This is a genomic window from Pseudomonas sp. WP18, from assembly GCF_036689585.1.
GTDB classification, from domain to species: domain Bacteria; phylum Pseudomonadota; class Gammaproteobacteria; order Pseudomonadales; family Pseudomonadaceae; genus Aquipseudomonas; species Aquipseudomonas chlororaphis_E.
The window spans coordinates 1,360,049-1,380,000 of record NZ_CP144758.1 but is presented as its reverse complement, the minus strand read 5'-3'; the positions used below and the strand labels follow the sequence as shown (position 1 = coordinate 1,380,000).

Annotated in this window: 18 protein-coding genes and 1 pseudogene; 16 read left to right on the top strand and 3 right to left on the bottom strand. The window is 62.2% G+C overall.

Annotated elements, in window-relative coordinates:
• The first annotated feature begins 86 nt into the window (after positions 1 to 86).
• From arcD to V5F23_RS06025, 7 genes and pseudogenes are all read left to right on the top strand, one after another.
• A complete protein-coding gene (arcD, locus tag V5F23_RS06055) occupies positions 87 to 1,514 on the top strand; it encodes an arginine-ornithine antiporter (RefSeq protein ID WP_123579555.1) in 1,428 nt (475 codons plus the stop codon).
• A gap of 30 nt (positions 1,515 to 1,544) precedes the next feature.
• Positions 1,545 to 2,801, top strand: coding sequence for an arginine deiminase (gene arcA / locus V5F23_RS06050; protein ID WP_338497768.1), 1,257 nt, complete (start codon positions 1,545 to 1,547; stop codon positions 2,799 to 2,801).
• Positions 2,802 to 2,868: 67 nt separating this feature from the next.
• Positions 2,869 to 3,879 (top strand): ornithine carbamoyltransferase, encoded by a 1,011-nt coding sequence (locus tag V5F23_RS06045; protein ID WP_338497766.1) that lies wholly within the window; start codon positions 2,869 to 2,871, stop codon positions 3,877 to 3,879.
• 139 nt (positions 3,880 to 4,018) lie between these two features.
• Positions 4,019 to 4,948 (top strand): carbamate kinase, encoded by a 930-nt coding sequence (gene arcC / locus V5F23_RS06040; RefSeq protein WP_042731069.1) that lies wholly within the window; start codon positions 4,019 to 4,021, stop codon positions 4,946 to 4,948.
• Between the two features lie 66 nt (positions 4,949 to 5,014).
• Positions 5,015 to 5,374: a DUF5064 family protein gene (locus tag V5F23_RS06035; protein ID WP_042731068.1), complete on the top strand. Its 360-nt coding sequence runs from the start codon at positions 5,015 to 5,017 to the stop codon at positions 5,372 to 5,374.
• A 27-nt stretch (positions 5,375 to 5,401) separates the two neighbouring features.
• Positions 5,402 to 5,488, top strand: a pseudogene (locus V5F23_RS06030) (metal ABC transporter ATP-binding protein); the annotation flags it as partial.
• A gap of 121 nt (positions 5,489 to 5,609) precedes the next feature.
• Positions 5,610 to 5,786 carry a hypothetical protein gene (locus V5F23_RS06025; RefSeq protein WP_172679727.1) on the top strand — a complete coding sequence of 59 codons (177 nt, stop codon included), beginning with the start codon at positions 5,610 to 5,612 and terminating at the stop codon, positions 5,784 to 5,786.
• A 6-nt stretch (positions 5,787 to 5,792) separates the two neighbouring features.
• Here the strand turns inward: V5F23_RS06025 and V5F23_RS06020 are convergent, their stop codons facing one another.
• On the bottom strand, positions 5,793 to 6,686 hold the full coding sequence (locus tag V5F23_RS06020) for a helix-turn-helix domain-containing protein (RefSeq protein ID WP_042731067.1): 894 nt from the start codon (positions 6,684 to 6,686) through the stop codon (positions 5,793 to 5,795).
• A 176-nt stretch (positions 6,687 to 6,862) separates the two neighbouring features.
• On the opposite strand from V5F23_RS06020, the gene pobA reads away from it, so the two are divergent.
• Positions 6,863 to 8,053, top strand: a complete 1,191-nt coding sequence (gene pobA / locus V5F23_RS06015) for a 4-hydroxybenzoate 3-monooxygenase (protein WP_338497763.1) — start codon at positions 6,863 to 6,865, stop codon at positions 8,051 to 8,053.
• Between the two features lie 68 nt (positions 8,054 to 8,121).
• A complete protein-coding gene (locus V5F23_RS06010) occupies positions 8,122 to 9,639 on the top strand; it encodes an MDR family MFS transporter (RefSeq protein WP_042731065.1) in 1,518 nt (505 codons plus the stop codon).
• 59 nt (positions 9,640 to 9,698) lie between these two features.
• On the opposite strand, the gene V5F23_RS06005 is transcribed toward V5F23_RS06010, so the two are convergent.
• Positions 9,699 to 11,048 (bottom strand): MFS transporter, encoded by a 1,350-nt coding sequence (locus V5F23_RS06005; RefSeq protein ID WP_123579557.1) that lies wholly within the window; start codon positions 11,046 to 11,048, stop codon positions 9,699 to 9,701.
• 288 nt (positions 11,049 to 11,336) lie between these two features.
• Between V5F23_RS06005 and V5F23_RS06000 the strand changes: the two genes are divergently transcribed.
• A complete protein-coding gene (locus V5F23_RS06000) occupies positions 11,337 to 13,511 on the top strand; it encodes a hypothetical protein (protein ID WP_042730089.1) in 2,175 nt (724 codons plus the stop codon).
• A 287-nt stretch (positions 13,512 to 13,798) separates the two neighbouring features.
• Here V5F23_RS06000 and V5F23_RS05995 read toward each other — a convergent pair whose 3' ends face one another.
• Positions 13,799 to 14,104: a DUF2288 domain-containing protein gene (locus tag V5F23_RS05995; RefSeq protein ID WP_042730090.1), complete on the bottom strand. Its 306-nt coding sequence runs from the start codon at positions 14,102 to 14,104 to the stop codon at positions 13,799 to 13,801.
• A gap of 339 nt (positions 14,105 to 14,443) precedes the next feature.
• Here V5F23_RS05995 and V5F23_RS05990 point away from each other — a divergent pair, with 339 nt between their 5' ends.
• From V5F23_RS05990 to V5F23_RS05965, 6 genes are all read left to right on the top strand, one after another.
• On the top strand, positions 14,444 to 15,571 hold the full coding sequence (locus tag V5F23_RS05990; protein WP_042730091.1) for a branched-chain amino acid ABC transporter substrate-binding protein: 1,128 nt from the start codon (positions 14,444 to 14,446) through the stop codon (positions 15,569 to 15,571).
• Between the two features lie 229 nt (positions 15,572 to 15,800).
• Entirely contained in the window at positions 15,801 to 16,724 is a 924-nt protein-coding gene (gene livH / locus V5F23_RS05985; protein ID WP_042730092.1) for a high-affinity branched-chain amino acid ABC transporter permease LivH, read from the top strand.
• Positions 16,721 to 17,977 (top strand): high-affinity branched-chain amino acid ABC transporter permease LivM, encoded by a 1,257-nt coding sequence (locus V5F23_RS05980; RefSeq protein WP_042730093.1) that lies wholly within the window; start codon positions 16,721 to 16,723, stop codon positions 17,975 to 17,977. Before livH ends, V5F23_RS05980 begins: the two co-directional genes overlap by 4 nt.
• Positions 17,974 to 18,741 carry a high-affinity branched-chain amino acid ABC transporter ATP-binding protein LivG gene (gene livG, locus V5F23_RS05975; protein ID WP_042730094.1) on the top strand — a complete coding sequence of 256 codons (768 nt, stop codon included), beginning with the start codon at positions 17,974 to 17,976 and terminating at the stop codon, positions 18,739 to 18,741. The genes V5F23_RS05980 and livG overlap by 4 nt, the downstream gene beginning before the upstream one ends.
• Complete coding sequence (locus V5F23_RS05970) at positions 18,742 to 19,443, top strand: ABC transporter ATP-binding protein (protein ID WP_042730095.1); 702 nt, start codon at positions 18,742 to 18,744, stop codon at positions 19,441 to 19,443.
• Between the two features lie 190 nt (positions 19,444 to 19,633).
• On the top strand, positions 19,634 to 19,939 hold the full coding sequence (locus V5F23_RS05965) for a DUF2282 domain-containing protein (protein ID WP_042730096.1): 306 nt from the start codon (positions 19,634 to 19,636) through the stop codon (positions 19,937 to 19,939).
• Positions 19,940 to 19,952: the final 13 nt, after the last annotated feature.

Genomic DNA, 19,952 nt, shown 5'->3' with positions numbered 1-19,952 from the left:
CAGCCTCGCCCCCTGACCTGGGTCAGCTATCGACGCGTTGAATCGACATACGCTGTGACTCTCCTCGGCTGCCTCGGAGTCATGCAATGTCTGATACCCCCGGAAAACTTCGTTTGGGTGCGTTGGTCGCGCTGGTAGTGGGCTCGATGATCGGCGGGGGGATTTTTTCCTTGCCCCAGAACATGGCCGCCAGTGCCGACGTCGGCGCCGTCCTGATTGGCTGGGCGATCACCGCGGTGGGCATGCTGACCCTCGCCTTCGTGTTCCAGACCCTGGCCAACCGCAAGCCCGACCTGGACGGCGGCGTATACGCCTACGCCAAGGCCGGGTTCGGCGACTACATGGGTTTCTCATCGGCCTGGGGCTACTGGATCAGCGCCTGGCTGGGCAACGTCGGCTACTTCGTCTTGCTGTTCAGCACCTTGGGTTACTTCTTCCCGATGTTTGGTGAGGGCAACACGGTTGCCGCGGTGGTCGGCGCGTCGGTGCTGCTGTGGGCCGTGCATTTTCTGGTGCTGCGCGGCATCAAGGAGGCCGCCTTCATCAACCTGGTCACCACGGTTGCCAAGGTCGTGCCGCTGGCCTTGTTCGTGCTGATCGCCGTCTTCGCCTTCAGGCTCGACATTTTCACCAGCGACATCTGGGGCGCGAAGAACCCGCAACTGGGCAGCGTGATGAACCAGGTGCGCAGCATGATGCTGGTCACCGTGTGGGTGTTCATCGGCATCGAAGGGGCGAGCATTTTTTCCGCCCGCGCCGAACGACGCTCGGACGTGGGCAAAGCCACGGTGATCGGCTTCATCACCGTACTGCTGTTCCTGGTCCTGGTGAACGTGCTGTCCCTGGGGATCATGACCCAGCCGGAGCTGGCGAAGCTGCAGAACCCGTCCATGGCGGCGGTGCTGGAGCACGTCGTGGGCCACTGGGGCGCGGTGCTGATCAGCGTCGGCCTGATCATTTCGCTGCTCGGTGCCCTGTTGTCCTGGGTGCTGCTGTGCGCCGAGATCCTGTTCGCCGCCGCCAAGGACCACACCATGCCGGCCTTCCTGCGGCGCGAGAATGCCAACCACGTACCGGCCAATGCCCTGTGGCTGACCAACGCCATGGTCCAGCTGTTTCTGGTCGTCACCCTGTTCTCGGCCAGTACCTACCTGTCGCTGATCTACCTCGCCACCTCGATGATCCTGGTGCCCTACCTGTGGTCGGTGGCCTATGCGCTGCTGCTGGCGGTGCGCGGCGAGACCTATCAGAACGCCCTCGCCGAGCGCCGCAAGGACCTGTTCATCGCCGCCGTCGCCCTGGTCTACGCGGTGTGGCTGCTGTACGCCGGCGGCATCAAGTACCTGCTGCTTTCCGCCTTGCTCTACGCCCCGGGCGCGGTGCTGTTCGCCAAGGCCAGGCACGAAGTCGGCCAAGCGGTTTTCACCGCGGTCGAGAAGCTGATTTTCACCGCTGTGGTCGCAGGCGCCCTGGTGGCGGCCTACGGGCTTTACGCCGGCTTTCTGACCTTGTGATCGCTGAACGTTTTAATGGGAGGATGTGTAATGACCACGGAAAAAATGCAGTACGGCGTTCATTCCGAAGCCGGGAGATTGCGCAAAGTCATGGTGTGTTCCCCAGGCCTGGCCCATCAGCGGCTGACTCCGAACAACTGCGATGAACTGCTGTTCGATGACGTGCTGTGGGTCAACCAGGCCAAGCGCGACCATTTCGACTTCGTCACCAAGATGCGCGAGCGGGGCATCGATGTGCTGGAAATGCACAACCTGCTGACCGACGTCGTCGCCATTCCCGAAGCCCTGGACTGGATCCTGCAACGCAAGATCACCGCCAACTCGGTGGGCCTGGGTCTGGTGAATGAAGTCGGTTCGTGGTTGCGCAGCCTGGAACCGCGCCGGATCGCCGAATACCTCATCGGCGGCGTCTCGGCCGATGACTTGCCCGACAGCTTCGGCGGCAAGACCCTGCAGATGTTTCGTGATTTCCTCGGGCACTCCAGCTTCATCCTGCCGCCGCTGCCCAACACCCAGTTCACACGCGACACCACCTGCTGGATCTACGGCGGCGTGACCCTGAACCCGATGTACTGGCCGGCGCGTCGCCAGGAAACCCTGCTGGCCAGCGCCATTTACAAGTTCCATCCCGCGTTCACCCACGCCGACTTCCAGGTCTGGTACGGCGACCCCGACCAGGACCATGGCAGCGCCACCCTCGAAGGCGGTGACGTGATGCCGATTGGCAACGGCGTGGTACTGATCGGCATGGGCGAACGCTCATCCCGCCAGGCCATTGGCCAACTGGCGCTGAACCTGTTCAAGCACAAGGCCGTGGAACGGGTCATCGTCGCCGGCTTGCCGAAGTCCCGGGCCGCCATGCACCTGGACACTGTGTTCAGTTTCTGCGACCGCGACCTGGTGACCGTTTTCCCAGAGGTGGTGAGCCAGATCGTGGCCTTCTCCCTGCGCCCCGACGAGAGCAAACCCGGCGGCATCGACGTGCGCCGCGAGCAAGGCAGTTTCCTCGACACGGTGGCGGCCGCCCTCAAGCTCCCGGCCCTGCGCGTGGTGGAAACCGGCGGCAACAGCTTTGCCGCCGAACGCGAACAGTGGGACGACGGCAACAACGTGGTGGCCCTGGAACCGGGCGTGGTGATCGGCTACGACCGCAACACCTACACCAACACGCTGCTGCGCAAGACCGGGGTGGAAGTCATCACCATCAGCGCCAGCGAGCTGGGCCGAGGTCGCGGCGGCGGCCATTGCATGACCTGCCCGATCATTCGCGACCCGATCGACTACTGACCTTCGTGCCCGCGCCCTGGCTGACCGAATACGTGCCAGGGCCCGCTGAAACCCAAGGAGATGCACCATGGCGTTCAACACCCACAACCGTAACCTGCTCAGCCTCGAGCACCACACACCCCGTGAACTGCGTTACTTGCTGGACCTGTCCCGGGACCTCAAGCGAGCCAAGTACACCGGCACCGAGCAGCAGCACCTCAAGGGCAACAACATCGCGCTGATCTTCGAGAAAACGTCGACGCGCACCCGTTGCGCGTTCGAAGTGGCGGCCTACGACCAGGGCGCCTATGTCACCTACATCGACCCCAACTCCTCGCAGATCGGCCACAAGGAGAGCATGAAGGACACCGCCCGGGTGCTCGGGCGCATGTACGACGCCATCGAGTACCGTGGCTTCAAGCAGGAGATCGTCGAGGAACTGGCGAAGTTCGCCGGCGTGCCGGTGTTCAACGGCCTGACCGATGAATACCACCCGACGCAGATGATTGCCGATGTGCTAACCATGCGTGAGCACGCCGACAAACCGATCCATGAGATCAGCTATGCGTACCTGGGCGATGCCCGTAACAACATGGGCAACTCGTTGTTGCTGATCGGCGCCAAACTGGGCATGGACGTGCGCATCTGCGCGCCCAAGGCCCTGTGGCCCCACGACGACCTGGTGCAGCGCTGCCATCAGTACGCCGAGGAAAGCGGCGCGCGCATCACCCTTACCGCGGACCCGAAGGCGGCGGTCAAGGGCGTGGACTTCATCCACACCGATGTCTGGGTCTCCATGGGCGAGCCGGTCGAAGCCTGGGCCGAGCGAATCGAACTGTTGCTGCCTTACCAGGTCAACGCCGACCTGATGAAAGCCACCGGCAACCCGCGCACCCGCTTCATGCATTGCCTGCCGGCGTTCCATAACAGCGACACCAAGATCGGCAAACAGATCGCCGAGCAGTACCCGCACCTGGCCAACGGCATCGAAGTCACCGACGACGTGTTCGAATCGCCGGCATGCATCGCCTTCGAGCAAGCGGAAAACCGCATGCACACCATCAAGGCCATTTTGGTGTCGACGCTGGCAGACCTGTAAGGCCCTGTGGGCGGGCTTGCTCGTGAAGGCGGCCTGTCAGCCAACATCCATGTTGTCTGTGACATCGCTTTGGCGAGCAAACCCGCTCCCACAAGGGGCCCTTGCGTTGTTCGTTCCACTTTTTGTAAAGGACAGCACCATGCGAATCGTCGTTGCCCTGGGCGGTAACGCCCTCCTGCGTCGGGGGGAACCCATGACCGCCGACAACCAACGCGGCAACATCCGCACCGCGACTGAACAGATCGCCAGGATCCACCCCGGCAACCAACTGGTGATCGCCCACGGCAATGGACCGCAGGTCGGCCTGCTGTCGTTGCAAGCGGCCGCCTACCCCTCGGTCACCCCGTACCCGCTGGACGTGTTGGGTGCCGAGACCGAAGGCATGATCGGCTACATCATCGAGCAGGAGCTGGGCAACCTGCTGGACGCCGACGTCCCCTTCGCCACGCTGCTGACCCAAGTGGAAGTGGACGCCGACGACCCGGCCTTCCAACACCCCACCAAGCCCATCGGCCCGGTCTACAGCCAGCAGGAGGCGCAGGCACTGGCCGCTGAAAAAGGCTGGGCCATCGCCCCGGACGGCGACAGGTTTCGTCGGGTGGTCGCCAGCCCCAGGCCCAAGCGCATCTTTGAAATCCGTCCGATCAAGTGGCTGCTGGAAAAGGGCAGTATCGTGATCTGCGCCGGCGGTGGCGGCATCCCGACGATGTACGACGCCGATGGCAAGCTGCAGGGCGTTGAAGCGGTCATCGACAAGGACCTGTGCTCGGCGCTGCTGGCCGAACAACTGGAGAGCGATCTGCTGGTGATCGCCACCGACGTCAACGCCGCCTTCATCGATTTCGGCAAGCCGACCTGCAAGGCCATCGCCAGCGCCCACCCCGACGCCCTGGAAACACTCGACTTCGCCGTCGGATCCATGGGCCCCAAGGTGCAGGCCGCCTGCGAATTTGCGCGCAATACCGGCAAGGTCGCGGTGATCGGGTCGCTTTCGGACATCGATGCTATCGTCCAAGGCACCGCCGGTACTCGCATCAGCACCGCGACAACCGGCATCACTTATCGGTAATCGGAAACTCCCGGGGCAGATCCGGGGTCTGCCTTACTTCTACGCCTTTTTCCAGGAGAGTCGCTCATGGCCCTGTTCCGACCCGGTCACCTGCACATGGAGCGCCACGCGCTGAACAAGGATGACCACAGCTACGATCTGTGCATCGACTACGAGCTTGCCCAGGACCCCACGGAAGGCCAGGGCATGTCGTTCCGGCTGCACGGCACGATAGAGGACAAGCCCGTGGACGAGACGTTTTTCCTGGCCAAGGACCAGGCCTTCGACTTCGCCCGTCCCGCCACACACATCGCGCAGAAACACGGCCTGCCCAAGAGCGCCAACATCGGCTCCTTGCACAAGTACTACGACGACATGTTCGAAGACGTGCGAAAGCAACTGGATGTGAAACCGGGAGACCCGATGAAGCCGGAACACCTGGCGTAACCTGATCCACCCGCCCCCCATCACCCGGTGGGAGCGGGCTTGCTCGCGAAAGCGTCGTATCAGTCAACGATGATGTCGGCTGACACACCGCTTTCGCGAGCAAGCCCGCTCCCACATTGGCGGTATCAGTGTTCTGAATGTCCGGACAGTTGCCACGCCCGCCCCACTGGCAACTCACCCGCGCTGACCTATGCTTGAAACAGTACCCCCGGGTATTCGTTCAGAGGTCATCGCCATGAACATCAAAACAAGAAGACGCTTCGTCATATTCGTCACCTGCGCCGCCACGCTTGCGCTGTATGGCACGGCAGCCTACCGGGTGGAACAGGCCAGGCAACTGCCCCGCGAATTCGCCAGCTGCAACCTGGAACGCTGCATCCCCCATAACGGCTCCCTGAACGCCCTGCGCTGAGGCGTTTCAGTCGTCCTGCTGATCGGTCTTGAGCCGGTCGCGGAACGCCTTGGGCGAGATACCGACGCGGCGGCGGAACAGACGGGTGAAGTTGGTCGGATCGGAAAACCCGAGCATCTCGGAAATCTCGTAGATCGTCATGCCGGTGTAGGTCAGCAGTCGCTTGGCTTCCAGCAACTGCCGCTCATGCATGATCTGCAACGCCGGCTGACCCGCCAGCTCGCGGCAGGTGCCGTTGAGGTGCGACACCGATATGCCCAGGCGATGGGCCAGGTCTTCGACCTTGACGTGCTGGCGATAGGTTTCCTCCACCAACTGGATGAACCCGTTGAGGTATTCCCGCGCCCGTTGCGGGCGCTGGGTCTGGGTGCGGCGCTGCATGACCTGGCGGCTGACCCAGACCATGATCACGCTGACCAGCGCGTGCATCAGCATTTCCCGGGCCGGTTGGTGGCCCATGTACTCGCTCTGCAAGGCACTGAACAGGCTGTTCAGGTAATCGGCGTTCTCACCGGCCGGGTAGCTTTCGGCCTGGGCCAGCACGTTGACCGAATGCCCCAGCTGCGATTGCAGATGCGTCACCAGTGGCGCCGCCAGGGTCACCACGTAGCCGTCCACATCCTCGGAAAACCGGAACCCATGCACCGACAACGGCGGCAGGATCTGCACCGTCGGCTCGTCGAATTGCGTGCGTTGGCCTTCGATTTCCAGCTCCGCCCACCCCTTGAACACAAACAGCAACTGGCACAGGTCAGCATGCCGGTGGGGCTTGATTTCCCATTGATGCTCGCTGCTGCGCTTGGAAATGGTTTCACAGTGCAGCAGGTCCGGTGTCGGCCAATCCTGGCTCTCGCCATAGAGCTTGAACACCGGGATCGAAGGCAGCTCAGGTTTTTTCATAACGCGGATCCGGGCCTGGGGTTGCGGGCGATAATCGCACCAATTGGCAGAAAGAACAGGTATCGGCTCAGTTTTCCCCTTCAACTGACAGCTCCGCAAGCGAAAAATGCAGGCACTCAGGTCCATAACAATTAACGCGGACCCTGGCCGCGTACTTCGTGCGAGTCATAACAACAATGAAAACCCTCAAGACCCAAGTTGCGATTATCGGTGCCGGCCCCTCTGGCCTGCTGCTCGGCCAGTTGTTGCACAACGCCGGCATCGACACCGTCATTGTCGAACGCCAGGCCCCGGACTACGTACTGGGCCGCATCCGCGCCGGTGTGCTGGAACAAGGCATGGTCGACCTGCTCCGCCAGGCCGGCGTCAGTCAGCGCATGGACGCCGAAGGCCTGCCCCACGACGGTTTCGAGCTGGCGCTCAACGAGCGTCGGGTGCACATCGATCTCAAGGCGCTGACCGGCGGCAAAAACGTCATGATCTACGGCCAGACCGAAGTGACCCGCGACCTGATGGCCGCCCGCGAAGCCGCCGGCGCCCGGACGTTCTATCAGACCGGCAACGCCCAGCCCCACGACCTGCAGACCGACCAGCCCTACGTGACGTTCGAGTGCGACGGGCAAACCTGGCGCCTGGACTGCGACTACGTGGCGGGCTGCGACGGCTTCCATGGCGTGGCGCGACAGTCGATCCCGGCGGACACACTGAAGGTGTTCGAGCGGGTCTACCCGTTCGGCTGGCTCGGCGTGCTGGCCGACACCCCGCCGGTGCACGACGAACTGGTCTACGCCCGCCACCCCCACGGTTTCGCCCTGTGCAGCATGCGTTCCAAGACCCGCAGCCGTTACTACCTGCAAGTGCCGGCTGAAGAACCACTGGCCGACTGGCCGGACGCGCGCTTCTGGGCCGAACTGAAGAACCGTCTTCCCGCCGACCTGGCCGAGGCCCTGGTGACCGGCCCGTCCATCGAGAAAAGCATCGCGCCGCTGCGCAGCTTCGTTGTCGAACCCATGCAGTACGGCCGCCTGTTCCTGGTGGGCGATGCCGCGCACATCGTCCCACCCACCGGGGCCAAGGGCCTGAACCTGGCGGCCAGCGACGTCAGCACACTGTTCAACATCCTGCTCAAGGTCTATCGCGACGGCCGCGTGGACTTGCTCGAACGCTATTCCGCCATCTGCCTGCGCCGGATCTGGAAAGCCGAACGGTTCTCCTGGTGGATGACCTCGATGCTGCACCGTTTCGACGATGACGCCTTCAACCAGCGCATCAGCGAAGCGGAACTGGAGTATTTCGTCGACTCCGAGGCCGGTCGAAAAACCATCGCGGAAAATTACGTCGGACTTCCTTATGAGGCTATCGAATAGCCGGCTATCGACATAAACTGCGGACTCCGTCCCTTCGCCCTACCGGCGTGACGCCCGCAGGTTTTGCCGTGACCCAGCTCAACACCCCGCAAGCCCAGAAGCCGGCCATCCGCAGCATCCTGGTCGCGCTGATGCTGGCGATTTTCCTCAGCGCCCTGGACCAGACCATCGTCGCCGTGTCGATGCCGGCCATCTCTGCGCAATTCAAGGACGTCAGCCTGCTGGCCTGGGTGATCTCCGGCTACATGGTCGCCATGACCGTGGCGGTGCCGATCTACGGCAAGCTCGGCGACCTCTACGGGCGACGGCCGCTGATGCTGTTCGGCATGGGCCTGTTCACCCTGGCTTCGCTGTTCTGCGGCCTGGCCCAGGACATGGAGCAATTGGTGCTGGCGCGGATTGTCCAAGGCATCGGCGCCGGCGGCATGATCTCCGTGAGCCAGGCGATCATCGGCGACATCATCCCGCCCCGCGAGCGCGGCCGCTACCAGGGTTACTTCAGCAGCATGTACGCCGTGGCCAGCGTGGCCGGGCCGGTGCTGGGCGGCTACATGACCGAATACCTGTCGTGGCGCTGGGTGTTCCTGATCAACCTGCCGCTGGGCCTGGCGGCCTGGTGGGTGGCCCGGCGCACCCTGGTCGGGCTGCCGGTGCCGCAGCGCACGCCGATCATCGACTACCTTGGCACGGTGTTGCTGATCATCGGCCTGACGGCCCTGCTGCTGGGCATTACCCAGATCGGCCAGGGTTACGCCTGGTACAGCCGCGACGTGCTGGGCTTGCTCGGTTGCGCGGTGGTGGGCCTGGGGATTTTCGTCTGGCACGAGCGCCGGGCCCGGGAACCGCTGCTGCCGATGCACCTGTTTGCCAACCGCAGCGCGGTGCTGTGCTGGTGCACGGTGTTCTTCACCAGCTTCCAGGCAATTTCCCTGACGGTGTTGGTGCCGCTGCGCTTCCAGAGCGTGACCGGCGCCGGGGCCGACAGCGCGGCGCTGCACCTGTTGCCCCTGGCCATGGGGCTGCCGATCGGCGCCTATTGCGCCGGGCGCCGGACCTCGGTGACAGGGCGCTACAAACCGATGATCTTAAGCGGCGCCCTGCTCTTCCCCTTTGCCATCCTCGGCATGGCCTTCACGCCCCCCGGCGCCTTTTGGCTGAGCAGCCTGTTCATGCTGCTCAGCGGCATCGCCTCGGGGATGCAATTTCCCACGTCCCTGGTGGGCTCGCAGAACTCGGTGCAGCAACAGGACATCGGGGTCGCCACCAGCACCACCAACCTGTTCCGCTCCCTTGGCGGGGCGGTGGGCGTGGCCTTGATGTCGGCGTTGCTGCTGGCCTTGCTGCAGGACTCCAGCTTCGCCCAATTCGCCGGGACCTCGCTGATCGGCGAAGGGCACTCCGGCAACGTGCTGCTGGACGGCCTGAACGCCGCGCCGGGTGAGGCACAGGACGCCCTGCGCCAGGAACTGCAGGCGACGTTCCGGCACCTGTTGCTGATCAGCGCGGCGGTGTCGCTGCTGGGTTTGGCGGCCGCCGCCGCGATGCCGAACCATTTGTTGCGTGGGCGGGATGACAAGGTTCGCTAACCATAACCCTGTGGCGAGGGGATAAATCCCCTCGCCACAAAAGACCGCACCTGAATCTACTAGGCCGTCGCGGCCACGATCCCCGGCTCCACCACCGCACTCATGCCATCCTTCATCCGCTTGGCATCGCGCACGAAACAGCGCGAGGCCAGGAACAGGAACACCATGGTCATGAACAGGGCCACCGGAATCAGGTACATCGCGTCGTGCAAGCCGATGGCCTTGAAGGCCTCGGTCATCTGCGGGGCGCCGGCCGCCGCCATGGCGGTGCGGGCGAAGTAGTCCGATAGCCCACCCACCACCACCGGCCCCAGCCCGCCACCGAGCAGGTACAACCCGGCAAAGAACAGCGCCATCGCCGTGGCCCGCAAGCGCGGCTCGACCACGTCCTGGATCGCCGTGTACACGCAGGTGTAGAAGTTATAGGCAAACAGCCAACCGACACTGAACACCGCGACGAACACACCGATTTCGATCCGCCCGGCGTGCAAGGCCCAGGCGGTGGTGACCGTCGAGATGACCAGGCTGAACGCCGCGAACAGCAGGCGACCACTGGCCACCCGCTGATGGATCTTGTCGGCGACCCAGCCGCCCAGGGTCAGCCCGAACAGCCCCGTCACACCGACCATGATCCCGGTGGCCACCGCCGCATCAGGCAGCGACAACTGGAAATAGCGTTGCAGCATCGGCACCAGGAAGGAGTTGCAGGCGTAGGTGGCGAAGTTGAAGCACAGCCCCGCCAGCACCAGCCACAGGAACGTCGGAATGGCCAGGACCCGGCGGATCGGCCGGTCGATCTTGTCCTGGGACACCTGCACGGTTTCCGCCGCGCCGCGCTTGGGTTCCTTGATGAAGAACATGAACACCGCCAGCACCAGCCCCGGCACGGCCGCGATGAAGAACGGCGCGCGCCAGCTGTCGAACGCCTTGACCATCGCGCCGATGGTGAAGAAGGCCAGCAGCAACCCGATCGGCAGGCCGAGCATGAAGATGCCCATGGCTCGCGCCCGGCGATGGGCCGGGAACAGGTCGCCGATCAGCGAGTTGGCCGCCGGCGCGTAACTGGCCTCGCCGATGCCGATGCCCATGCGCACCACCAGGAATGCCCAGAAACTGCCCACCAGGCCATTGACCGCCGTAAGCGCACTCCAGGTGGCCAGGCCCCAGCCCATCAGTTTGCTGCGCGAGCCGGTGTCGGCCATGCGCCCCAGCGGCAGCCCGGCAATGGCGTAGACGATGGTGAAGGCGGTGCCGATGATGCCGATCTGGAAGTCGCTGAGGCTCCACTCCATGCGGATCGGCTCGATGATGATCGCCGGGATGGTGCGGTCGAAGAAGTTGAACAGATTGGCGAGGAACAGCAGGAACAGAATGCGCCAGGCATTCGCCGCTTGGGTCGAGTTCTGCATGGGTCCGTCTCTTATTGTTTTTGGGCAACGGCGAGCATCCGAGCCCTGAATTTGCAATCTAGACAGCGGCGTGCGGGATGTCTGCGATCATTCGCCAGGCTGATACCCGACCATGGCGGCCAAGGCCTTTCTTGATGGCGGTCAACATACCGTAACAATTGCCATCATTTTGCCGGTTCTCGATTAAAGATCATGTCCCGATGGCCGATCCATCATGAAGCTTCTTTCATCCGCTATGGTTCGATGACAGCGGTCGTCCAACCCACCAGTTCAGGCGTACGGCGCACAATGACTTCCAAAAAAACAGCCACTGCGGTATCCGATCTGACCCTGGGCCCGGCCGCCAACGGCTTTGAAACGTCGACGGTGTCGAGCGCCTCACGCCCCTTGTCGACCCAGCAGTACCTGTACTTCACCGAGACCAATACCGACCGCATCCTCGACAACCTCGACGGCCTGCGCGACACCGTGTTCCCGCGCCCACCGCACCTGGTGGATGACGAATACGACCGCAACCAGCAGGAATTCCCGTCGGTGTGCCTGATCGGCCTGGGCCGCTGCGGCTCCAACATCGCCCTGGACGTGGCGGAGCTGGTCTACAACGCGCGCAAGTTCTACCTCAACGAGTTCAACGCCGAAGACAAACACTACGACAAGGGCTACAGCCCCGCGCAGTGGATCCGTCACAACCTGCGCCTGGGCACCGGCAAGGCCAGCAAGCCGGTGTTCCTGGTGGAACCGCTGGTCATGCTCGGCGACCTGGACAAGGACATCGCCGGGCGCATCCGCTTCTCACGCAAGGGCGAAAAGAGCGGCTTTTTGCGCGACTACAGCAAGATGAAAATCATGGACTTGTCGGAGGTCCACGCCGGCGGCGCCGGTAACGCGCCGATCCTGGGCCAGTACCTGGCCAAGATCATCCTGAACAAGGACACCCAGCGTTTCTCCAGCCCCGACTGGAAAATGATCCACTCGTACCTGATCGACAGCTGCGGCATCAAGGCTAACCAATCGCGCCTATATTTCTCGATCTTCAGTGCCGGCGGCGGCACCGGTTCGGGCATGGCCTCGGAGTTCGGCCTGGCCCAGCAGTACTCGTACATGAACAAGACGTTCGACACCAAGCCGATGGACGAACACGACAGCAAGAGCGGCCACTCCTTCGTCTTCGAGCCGATCTTCACCAGCGGCATCTGCGTGCTGCCGAACATTTCCGACCACCGCAGTGAAATGTCCGAGGCGCTGCACATCAACGCCGGGCGGCTGCTGTGCAAATACCTCTCGGAAGAATGGGATTTTTCATACAACTTCGCCAATGAAGACAGCAGCGAAGCCAGCGTCATGGGCCGGATCCGCCCATGGAACGCGATGATGCTGATCTCCAACGACATCATGCGTTATGCCGAGGAAAGCGACGACGGCAACATCCAGAACATCGATGTCAACGCCATGGAGAAACACGCCAACCAGTACATCTCCCAGCAGATTTTCAACATCCTGACCGCCCAGGCGGTCACCACCGATTACGACCAGAACTATTTCCGTCGGGCCGGCATCGACATCGGCGAAACCATTCGCCTGGACGCCAACGACCTGTTCATGAGCCTGGCCGGCCCGGTGGCCATTGCCTACGCCGAATCGGTGGTCCCGGAAACCCCGGCGCCGAGCGGTGACAAGTTCAAGGTGTTCGAGAAAGAGCCGCCACGCCTGAACATCGACGACCTGTTCTTCCGCTCCATCGACCTGCCGCACTTCAACAAGGTCACCCAGGCCATCGAAGGCATCAGCCTGTTGCCGATCGAATCCAAGCGCTACCGGGCGTCGCTGGAGCAGTACAAGAACTCCGGCTACGACGCCGCGGCCCTGCATGACCTGCATTTCTTCAAGAACTGCTCGTCGGTGGTGTCGATCGTGTCCTTGCCCAAGGACTACAAGCTGTCCTACATGGACCTGAACCGGCTCAAGACCCACCTCAACAGCCTGTTCCCCAACACCACACTCAAGCGTTACGCACTGGTGATTGGCGCCTCGGCCAACCTGTCGCTGACCACCCTGATCGCCAAGAGCCCGTGCCTGTCGGATGACTTCCTGACCCTGATCGTGGCGTTCATCAAGCGCTGCTTCGCCCGCACGCCGTACCGCTTCGACGACACCCTGGACAACTCGATCCTGGACTTCATCATCAACGAAGACTTCGACGAAGAACGCATCGACGACCTGCTCAACGAGTTCGAGAACCCAGCGAAGATCCTCGACACCAACTGGTACGCCATCAAGCCGATGTACGAGAAGAAGTACCGCGAACTGATCAACGACAAAGAGAAGTTCGTCTCGATCAATGACATCCGCCTGTCCCGCGACTGCGTGAAGAAGGCCATCAAGTACCTGCGCGAGATCTACCGTCATCGCATTGGCAAGACCAAGGTTATTTCCCTTAACAACCATACAGGCAGGACTTACTGAGTCCGGCGCAGCACCGTGTTGCCTCCAATCGCGAGCAAGCTCGCTCCCACAGGGTTTTGTGTACACAGACCCACTGTGGGAGCGAGCTTGCTCGCGATAGCGGTCCTGAATCCTGCGCATGAACAACATCCAGAAACAATTAAGCAGCCCTAAGGCTGCTCAATAAACTGTTCCCGTGACGTATACGTCACCCTGCCCTGTGGCGTTTCACCACGGCAGGATGCCATCACGCTACTCACCTACACACTTTTGTACCGCGCGCGCAGCGACCCAAGTTGGTGCATCGATCACTTCGACGCCCTTTCCTGGATCAGGATCCAAGGCGAAACCACCACCGCCCAGAGCTGCGGATCACGCTCCAGAAAATCCAGCGCCCGCGTTTCAGACAGTTTCGCGAGCTGCTCGCCGGCCAACCAGGCGAAGACTTTCTCGCCTTCGTCCTGTGCCACGGCTTCGGCGGCGGCGATCAAATCCAGTGCCGGGTCGACCCATAATAGGGCACCCTTGGCGAAGAACGGTTCCAGCTCCTTCCAGGTGATGGATGCGGTTTCACCGAGCAGCTTGGCATAGAGGGTGCTAGGTTCTTGGTTCATGGGCCTGTCCGGAAAAGAAATCGGCGCGAATGATAACGTCGGTGGTCCGGCAGAAAAACCCGGTAGTAATTGGAGGGCCGATTGAAAAGTGCAGCAGGTGCCAGGGAATGCCGATTTGACCGGAGAAACCCCGCCGCTATTCTGTCTTTTTCTTTCAATAAAGCGACACCCTCAGGATTTGCCCCCAAGCGCCAGCTTCCCTTGCCAACAATCGGCGCTCTACACTGTACCGGTACAGTTGCCGGGGGCATTTTCCGCGAGGATATCCAAGATATCTGACCCGGTTCTGCTGCTACGGCGCCAGGACTATAAAAACTACAACAGCATGAGTGGAGCACTATGACTAAGGCTACTAAGCAGATTTCCAAACTGTTTGCCGCTATGGTTCTGGCCGGGGTGGCCAGCCATTCGTTCGCCGCAGACACCATCAAGATCGGCATCGCCGGCCCGAAAACCGGCCCTGTAGCCCAATACGGCGACATGCAGTTCAGTGGCTCCAAGATGGCCATCGAGCAAATCAACGCCAAGGGCGGCGTGAACGGCAAGCAACTCGTCGCCGTTGAATACGATGATGCCTGCGATCCAAAACAAGCGGTTGCCGTTGCGAACAAGGTCGTCAACGACGGCGTCAAGTTCGTGGTCGGCCACCTGTGCTCCAGCTCCACCCAGCCGGCTTCGGACATCTACGAAGACGAAGGCGTGATCATGATCACCCCGGCGGCCACCAGCCCGGACATCACCGCTCGCGGCTACAAGATGATCTTCCGCACCATCGGCCTGGACAGCGCCCAGGGCCCGGCGGCCGGCAACTACATCGCCGACCACGTCAAGCCGAAGGTCGTTGCGGTCCTGCACGACAAGCAGCAGTACGGTGAAGGCATCGCCAGCGCGGTGAAATCGACCCTCGAGAAGAAAGGCGTGAAAGTGGCCGTCTTCGAAGGCGTGAACGCCGGCGACAAAGACTTCTCCTCGATGATCGCCAAGCTCAAGCAAGCCAACGTCGACTTCGTCTACTACGGCGGCTACCACCCGGAACTGGGCCTGATCCTGCGTCAGTCCGAGGAAAAGGGCCTGAAGGCCAAGTTCATGGGCCCGGAAGGCGTGGGCAACGACTCCATCTCGCAGATCGCCAAGGAATCCTCCGAAGGCCTGCTGGTGACCCTGCCGAAGTCCTTCGACCAGGATCCGGCCAACATCGCCCTGGCTGACGCCTTCAAGGCCAAGAAGGAAGACCCGAGCGGTCCGTTCGTGTTCCCGTCCTACTCCGCCGTCCAGGTGATTGCCCAGGCCATCACCGAAACCAAGAGCGAAGACCCGACCAAAGTGGCCGAAGCCATCCACGCCGGCACCTTCAAGACCCCAACCGGCGACCTGAGCTTCGACGCCAAGGGCGACCTGAAGGACTTCAAGTTCGTGGTCTACGAGTGGCACTTCGGCAAACCTAAAACCGAAGTTTCGCCTCAGTAAGGCCTGGCCTGACTGACTGCCAATAAAGCCCACGGCGTGCCGTGGGCTTTGTTTTGAATGTATTGGGCCGCGCTGGCGTGATCCGCCAGTCTCCCCACCTGAAAATCTCAAAACCGTCATCAGCGGTTCGCTGGCCAACCTCGTGCTCGAAGTGGATGCAGATCCACGGGGCCGGGCGGGAAAATGACTCCACCAGTGAAATGCGTATCAGGTTTTTAGGAGCGCTGTAATGCCTGACATCTATCACTTCTTCCAGCAGCTGGTTAACGGCCTGACCGTTGGCAGCACGTATGCCCTGATCGCCATCGGCTATACGATGGTCTACGGCATCATTGGAATGATCAACTTCGCCCACGGCGAGGTGTACATGATCGGCTCCTACGTGGCGTTCATCGCCATCGCCGGGCTGAGCATGATGGGACTCGACAGTGTCCCGCTGTTGATGACCGCGGCTTTCATCGCGAGCATCGTGGTCACCAGTTCCTATGGCTACAGCATCGAACGGATCGCCTACCGCCCCTTGCGCGGCAGCAACCGTCTGATCCCGCTGATTTCCGCCATCGGCATGTCGATCTTCCTGCAGAACACGGTTCTGCTTTCGCAAGACTCCAAGGACAAATCCATTCCCAACCTGATTCCGGGCAACTTCGCCATCGGGCCAGGTGGCGCACATGAAGTGCTGATTTCGTACATGCAAATCGTGGTGTTCGTGGTGACCCTGCTCGCCATGCTCGGCCTCACGCTGTTCATCTCCCGCTCCCGCCTGGGCCGCGCCTGCCGCGCCTGTGCCGAAGACATCAAGATGGCCAACCTGCTGGGCATCAACACCAACAACATCATCGCCCTGACCTTCGTCATCGGTGCGGCCCTGGCGGCCGTCGCCGCGGTGCTGTTGAGCATGCAATACGGCGTGATCAACCCCAACGCCGGTTTCCTCGTCGGCCTCAAGGCCTTCACCGCCGCGGTGCTGGGTGGTATCGGCAGCATCCCCGGCGCCATGCTCGGCGGGTTGGTGCTGGGCGTAGCGGAAGCCTTTGGCGCCGATATCTTCGGCGACCAGTACAAGGACGTCGTGGCGTTCGGCTTGTTGGTTCTGGTCCTGTTATTCCGGCCGACCGGCATCCTGGGCCGTCCGGAGGTTGAAAAAGTATGACTAGGCATCTCAAATCGGCGCTTTTCAGCGCCCTGCTGGTCTGGGCCGTGGCCTACCCGGTACTCGGTCTCAAACTGACCATCGTCGGCATCAACCTGGAAGTGCACGGCACCAGCCCGGCCATCCTGATGACCATCGCCGCGTGCTCGCTGTTGATGTTCCTGCGCGTGCTGTTCAGCACCCAGATCAGCGCGGCCTGGAAGTCCTCGCCCGGCCTGCCGGTGATCCCGGCCAAGGCCAGCCACTTCCTGACCCTGCCGACCACCCAGCGTTGGATCATCCTGGCCCTGATCGTCGGCGCGCTGGTGTGGCCGTTCTTCGGTTCGCGCGGCGCGGTGGACATCGCCACGTTGATCCTGATCTACGTGATGCTCGGCCTCGGCCTGAACATCGTGGTGGGCCTGGCCGGCCTGCTGGACCTGGGCTACGTGGGCTTCTACGCCGTCGGGGCCTACAGCTATGCGCTGCTGTCCCATTACTTCGGCCTGAGCTTCTGGATCTGCCTGCCGATCGCCGGGATGATGGCCGCCACCTTCGGTTTCCTGCTGGGCTTCCCCGTGCTGCGCCTGCGGGGTGACTACCTGGCCATCGTGACCCTGGGCTTCGGCGAGATCATCCGTCTGTTCCTGCGCAACCTGACCGACATCACCGGTGGTCCGAACGGCATCAGCAACATCGAGAAGCCGACGTTCTTCGGCCTGACCTTCGAGCGCAAGGCCGCCGAAGGCCTGCAGACGTTCCACGAATACTTCGGCCTGGAATACAACTCGATCAACAAGGTCATCTTCCTCTACCTCGTTGCCCTGTTGCTGGCCCTGGCCGCGCTGTTCGTGATCAACCGCCTGCTGCGCATGCCGATCGGCCGTGCGTGGGAAGCGCTGCGCGAAGACGAGATCGCCTGCCGCGCGCTGGGGCTCAACCCGACCGTGATCAAGCTCTCGGCCTTCACCCTGGGCGCCGCCTTCGCCGGTTTCGCCGGCAGCTTCTTCGCCGCCCGCCAGGGCCTGGTGACGCCGGAGTCCTTCACCTTCATCGAGTCGGCGATCATCCTCGCCATCGTGGTGCTGGGCGGGATGGGCTCGCAGTTGGGGGTGATCCTGGCCGCCGTGGTGATGATCCTGTTGCCTGAAATGATGCGTGAATTCAGCGAATACCGCATGTTGATGTTCGGCGCCCTGATGGTGCTGATGATGATCTGGCGTCCCCAAGGTCTGCTGCCTATGCAACGCCCTCACATGGAGCTGCGCAAATGAGCCGCGAGATCCTCAAGGTTGAAAATTTGAGCATGCGCTTCGGCGGCTTGCTGGCGGTCAATGGCGTGGCCCTGACCGTGAAAGAGAAACAGGTGGTTGCCTTGATCGGGCCGAACGGCGCGGGCAAGACCACGGTGTTCAATTGCCTGACCGGCTTCTACCAGCCAACCGGCGGTAGCATCCTGCTGGACGGCGAGCCGATCCAGGGCCTGCCGGGGCACAAGATCGCCCTCAAGGGCGTGGTGCGCACCTTCCAGAACGTGCGGTTGTTCAAGGACATGACGGCGATCGAGAACCTGCTGATCGCCCAGCACCGTCACCTGAACACCAACTTCTTTGCCGGCCTGTTCAAGACCCCGTCGTTCCGCAAGAGCGAACGCGAGGCCATGGAATACGCCGAGTACTGGCTGGAGAAGGTCAACCTCAAGGAGTTCGCCAACCGGACCGCCGGCACCCTGGCCTACGGTCAGCAACGGCGCCTGGAAATCGCCCGCTGCATGATGACCCGTCCGCGGATCCTCATGCTCGACGAACCGGCCGCCGGCCTGAACCCCAAGGAAACCGAAGACCTGAAGGCACTGATCAGCGTGCTGCGCGAGGAGCACAACGTCACGGTGCTGCTGATCGAGCACGACATGAAACTGGTCATGAGCATTTCCGACCACATCGTGGTGATCAACCAGGGCACGCCCCTGGCCGACGGCACGCCGGACCAGATCCGCGACAATCCTGAAGTGATCAAAGCCTACCTGGGGGAAGCGTAAATGCTGCAGTTCGAAAACGTTTCCACCTTCTACGGCAAGATCCAGGCCCTGCACAGTGTCAACGTCGACGTCCGACAGGGCGAAATCGTGACGCTGATCGGTGCCAACGGCGCCGGCAAGTCCACGCTGCTGATGACCCTCTGCGGTTCGCCCCAGGCCCGCAGCGGCAGCATCCGCTACATGGGCGAGGAACTGGTGGGCCAGGACTCCTCGCAGATCATGCGCAAGAGCATCGCGGTGGTGCCGGAAGGTCGTCGGGTGTTTGCCCGACTGACCGTGGAAGAAAACCTCGCCATGGGCGGGTTCTTCACCGACAAGGGCGACTATCAGGAACAGATGGACAAGGTCCTGCACCTTTTCCCACGCCTGAAAGAGCGTTTTACCCAACGCGGCGGCACCATGTCCGGCGGCGAACAGCAAATGCTCGCCATCGGCCGTGCGCTGATGAGCAAGCCCAAGCTGCTGCTGCTCGACGAGCCGTCCCTGGGGTTGGCGCCGATCATCATCCAGCAGATCTTCGACATCATCGAACAGCTGCGCAAGGATGGCGTGACGGTGTTCCTGGTGGAGCAGAACGCCAACCAGGCCCTGAAGATCGCCGACCGGGCCTACGTGCTGGAAAACGGCCGCGTGGTGATGCAAGGCAGCGGTGAAGCCTTGCTGACCGACCCAAAAGTGCGCGAGGCGTACCTGGGCGGTTAACGGTTGCAGCCAACAGAAAACGGCCTTCGGGCCGTTTTTTTTGCACACCTGCACCGCTACGTGGCGAGGGCGCTTGCTCCCGCTGGGAAAAAATTCAAGCACTCGCTGTAACACTTCCCCACGTCCCGTCTCTAGTTCAGCAGACCGGCGCTCACGCCGGTTCATTTCCCAAGAAGAACTGGAGAACATCATGTCCGCTACCACCCGCACCCTGTCCGCTTCCGCCCTGGTCCTGGCCCTGGGTTCCGCGCTGAGCATCGCCGCCGTATCGACCGCCCACGCCGCTGACGACAACATGGAAAAATGCTTTGGCGTCGCCATGAAAGGGCAAAACAACTGCGCCGCCGGGGCGGGCACGACCTGTGCCGGCACCGCCAAGATGGACTACCAGGGCAACGCCTGGAAACTCGTCCCGAAAGGCACTTGCATGACCACCGAAAGCAAAACGTCGCCGACCGGTTTCGGCCAGCTCGAAGCCTTCAAAGCCAAGTCCTGATCCCCTGGCTGCC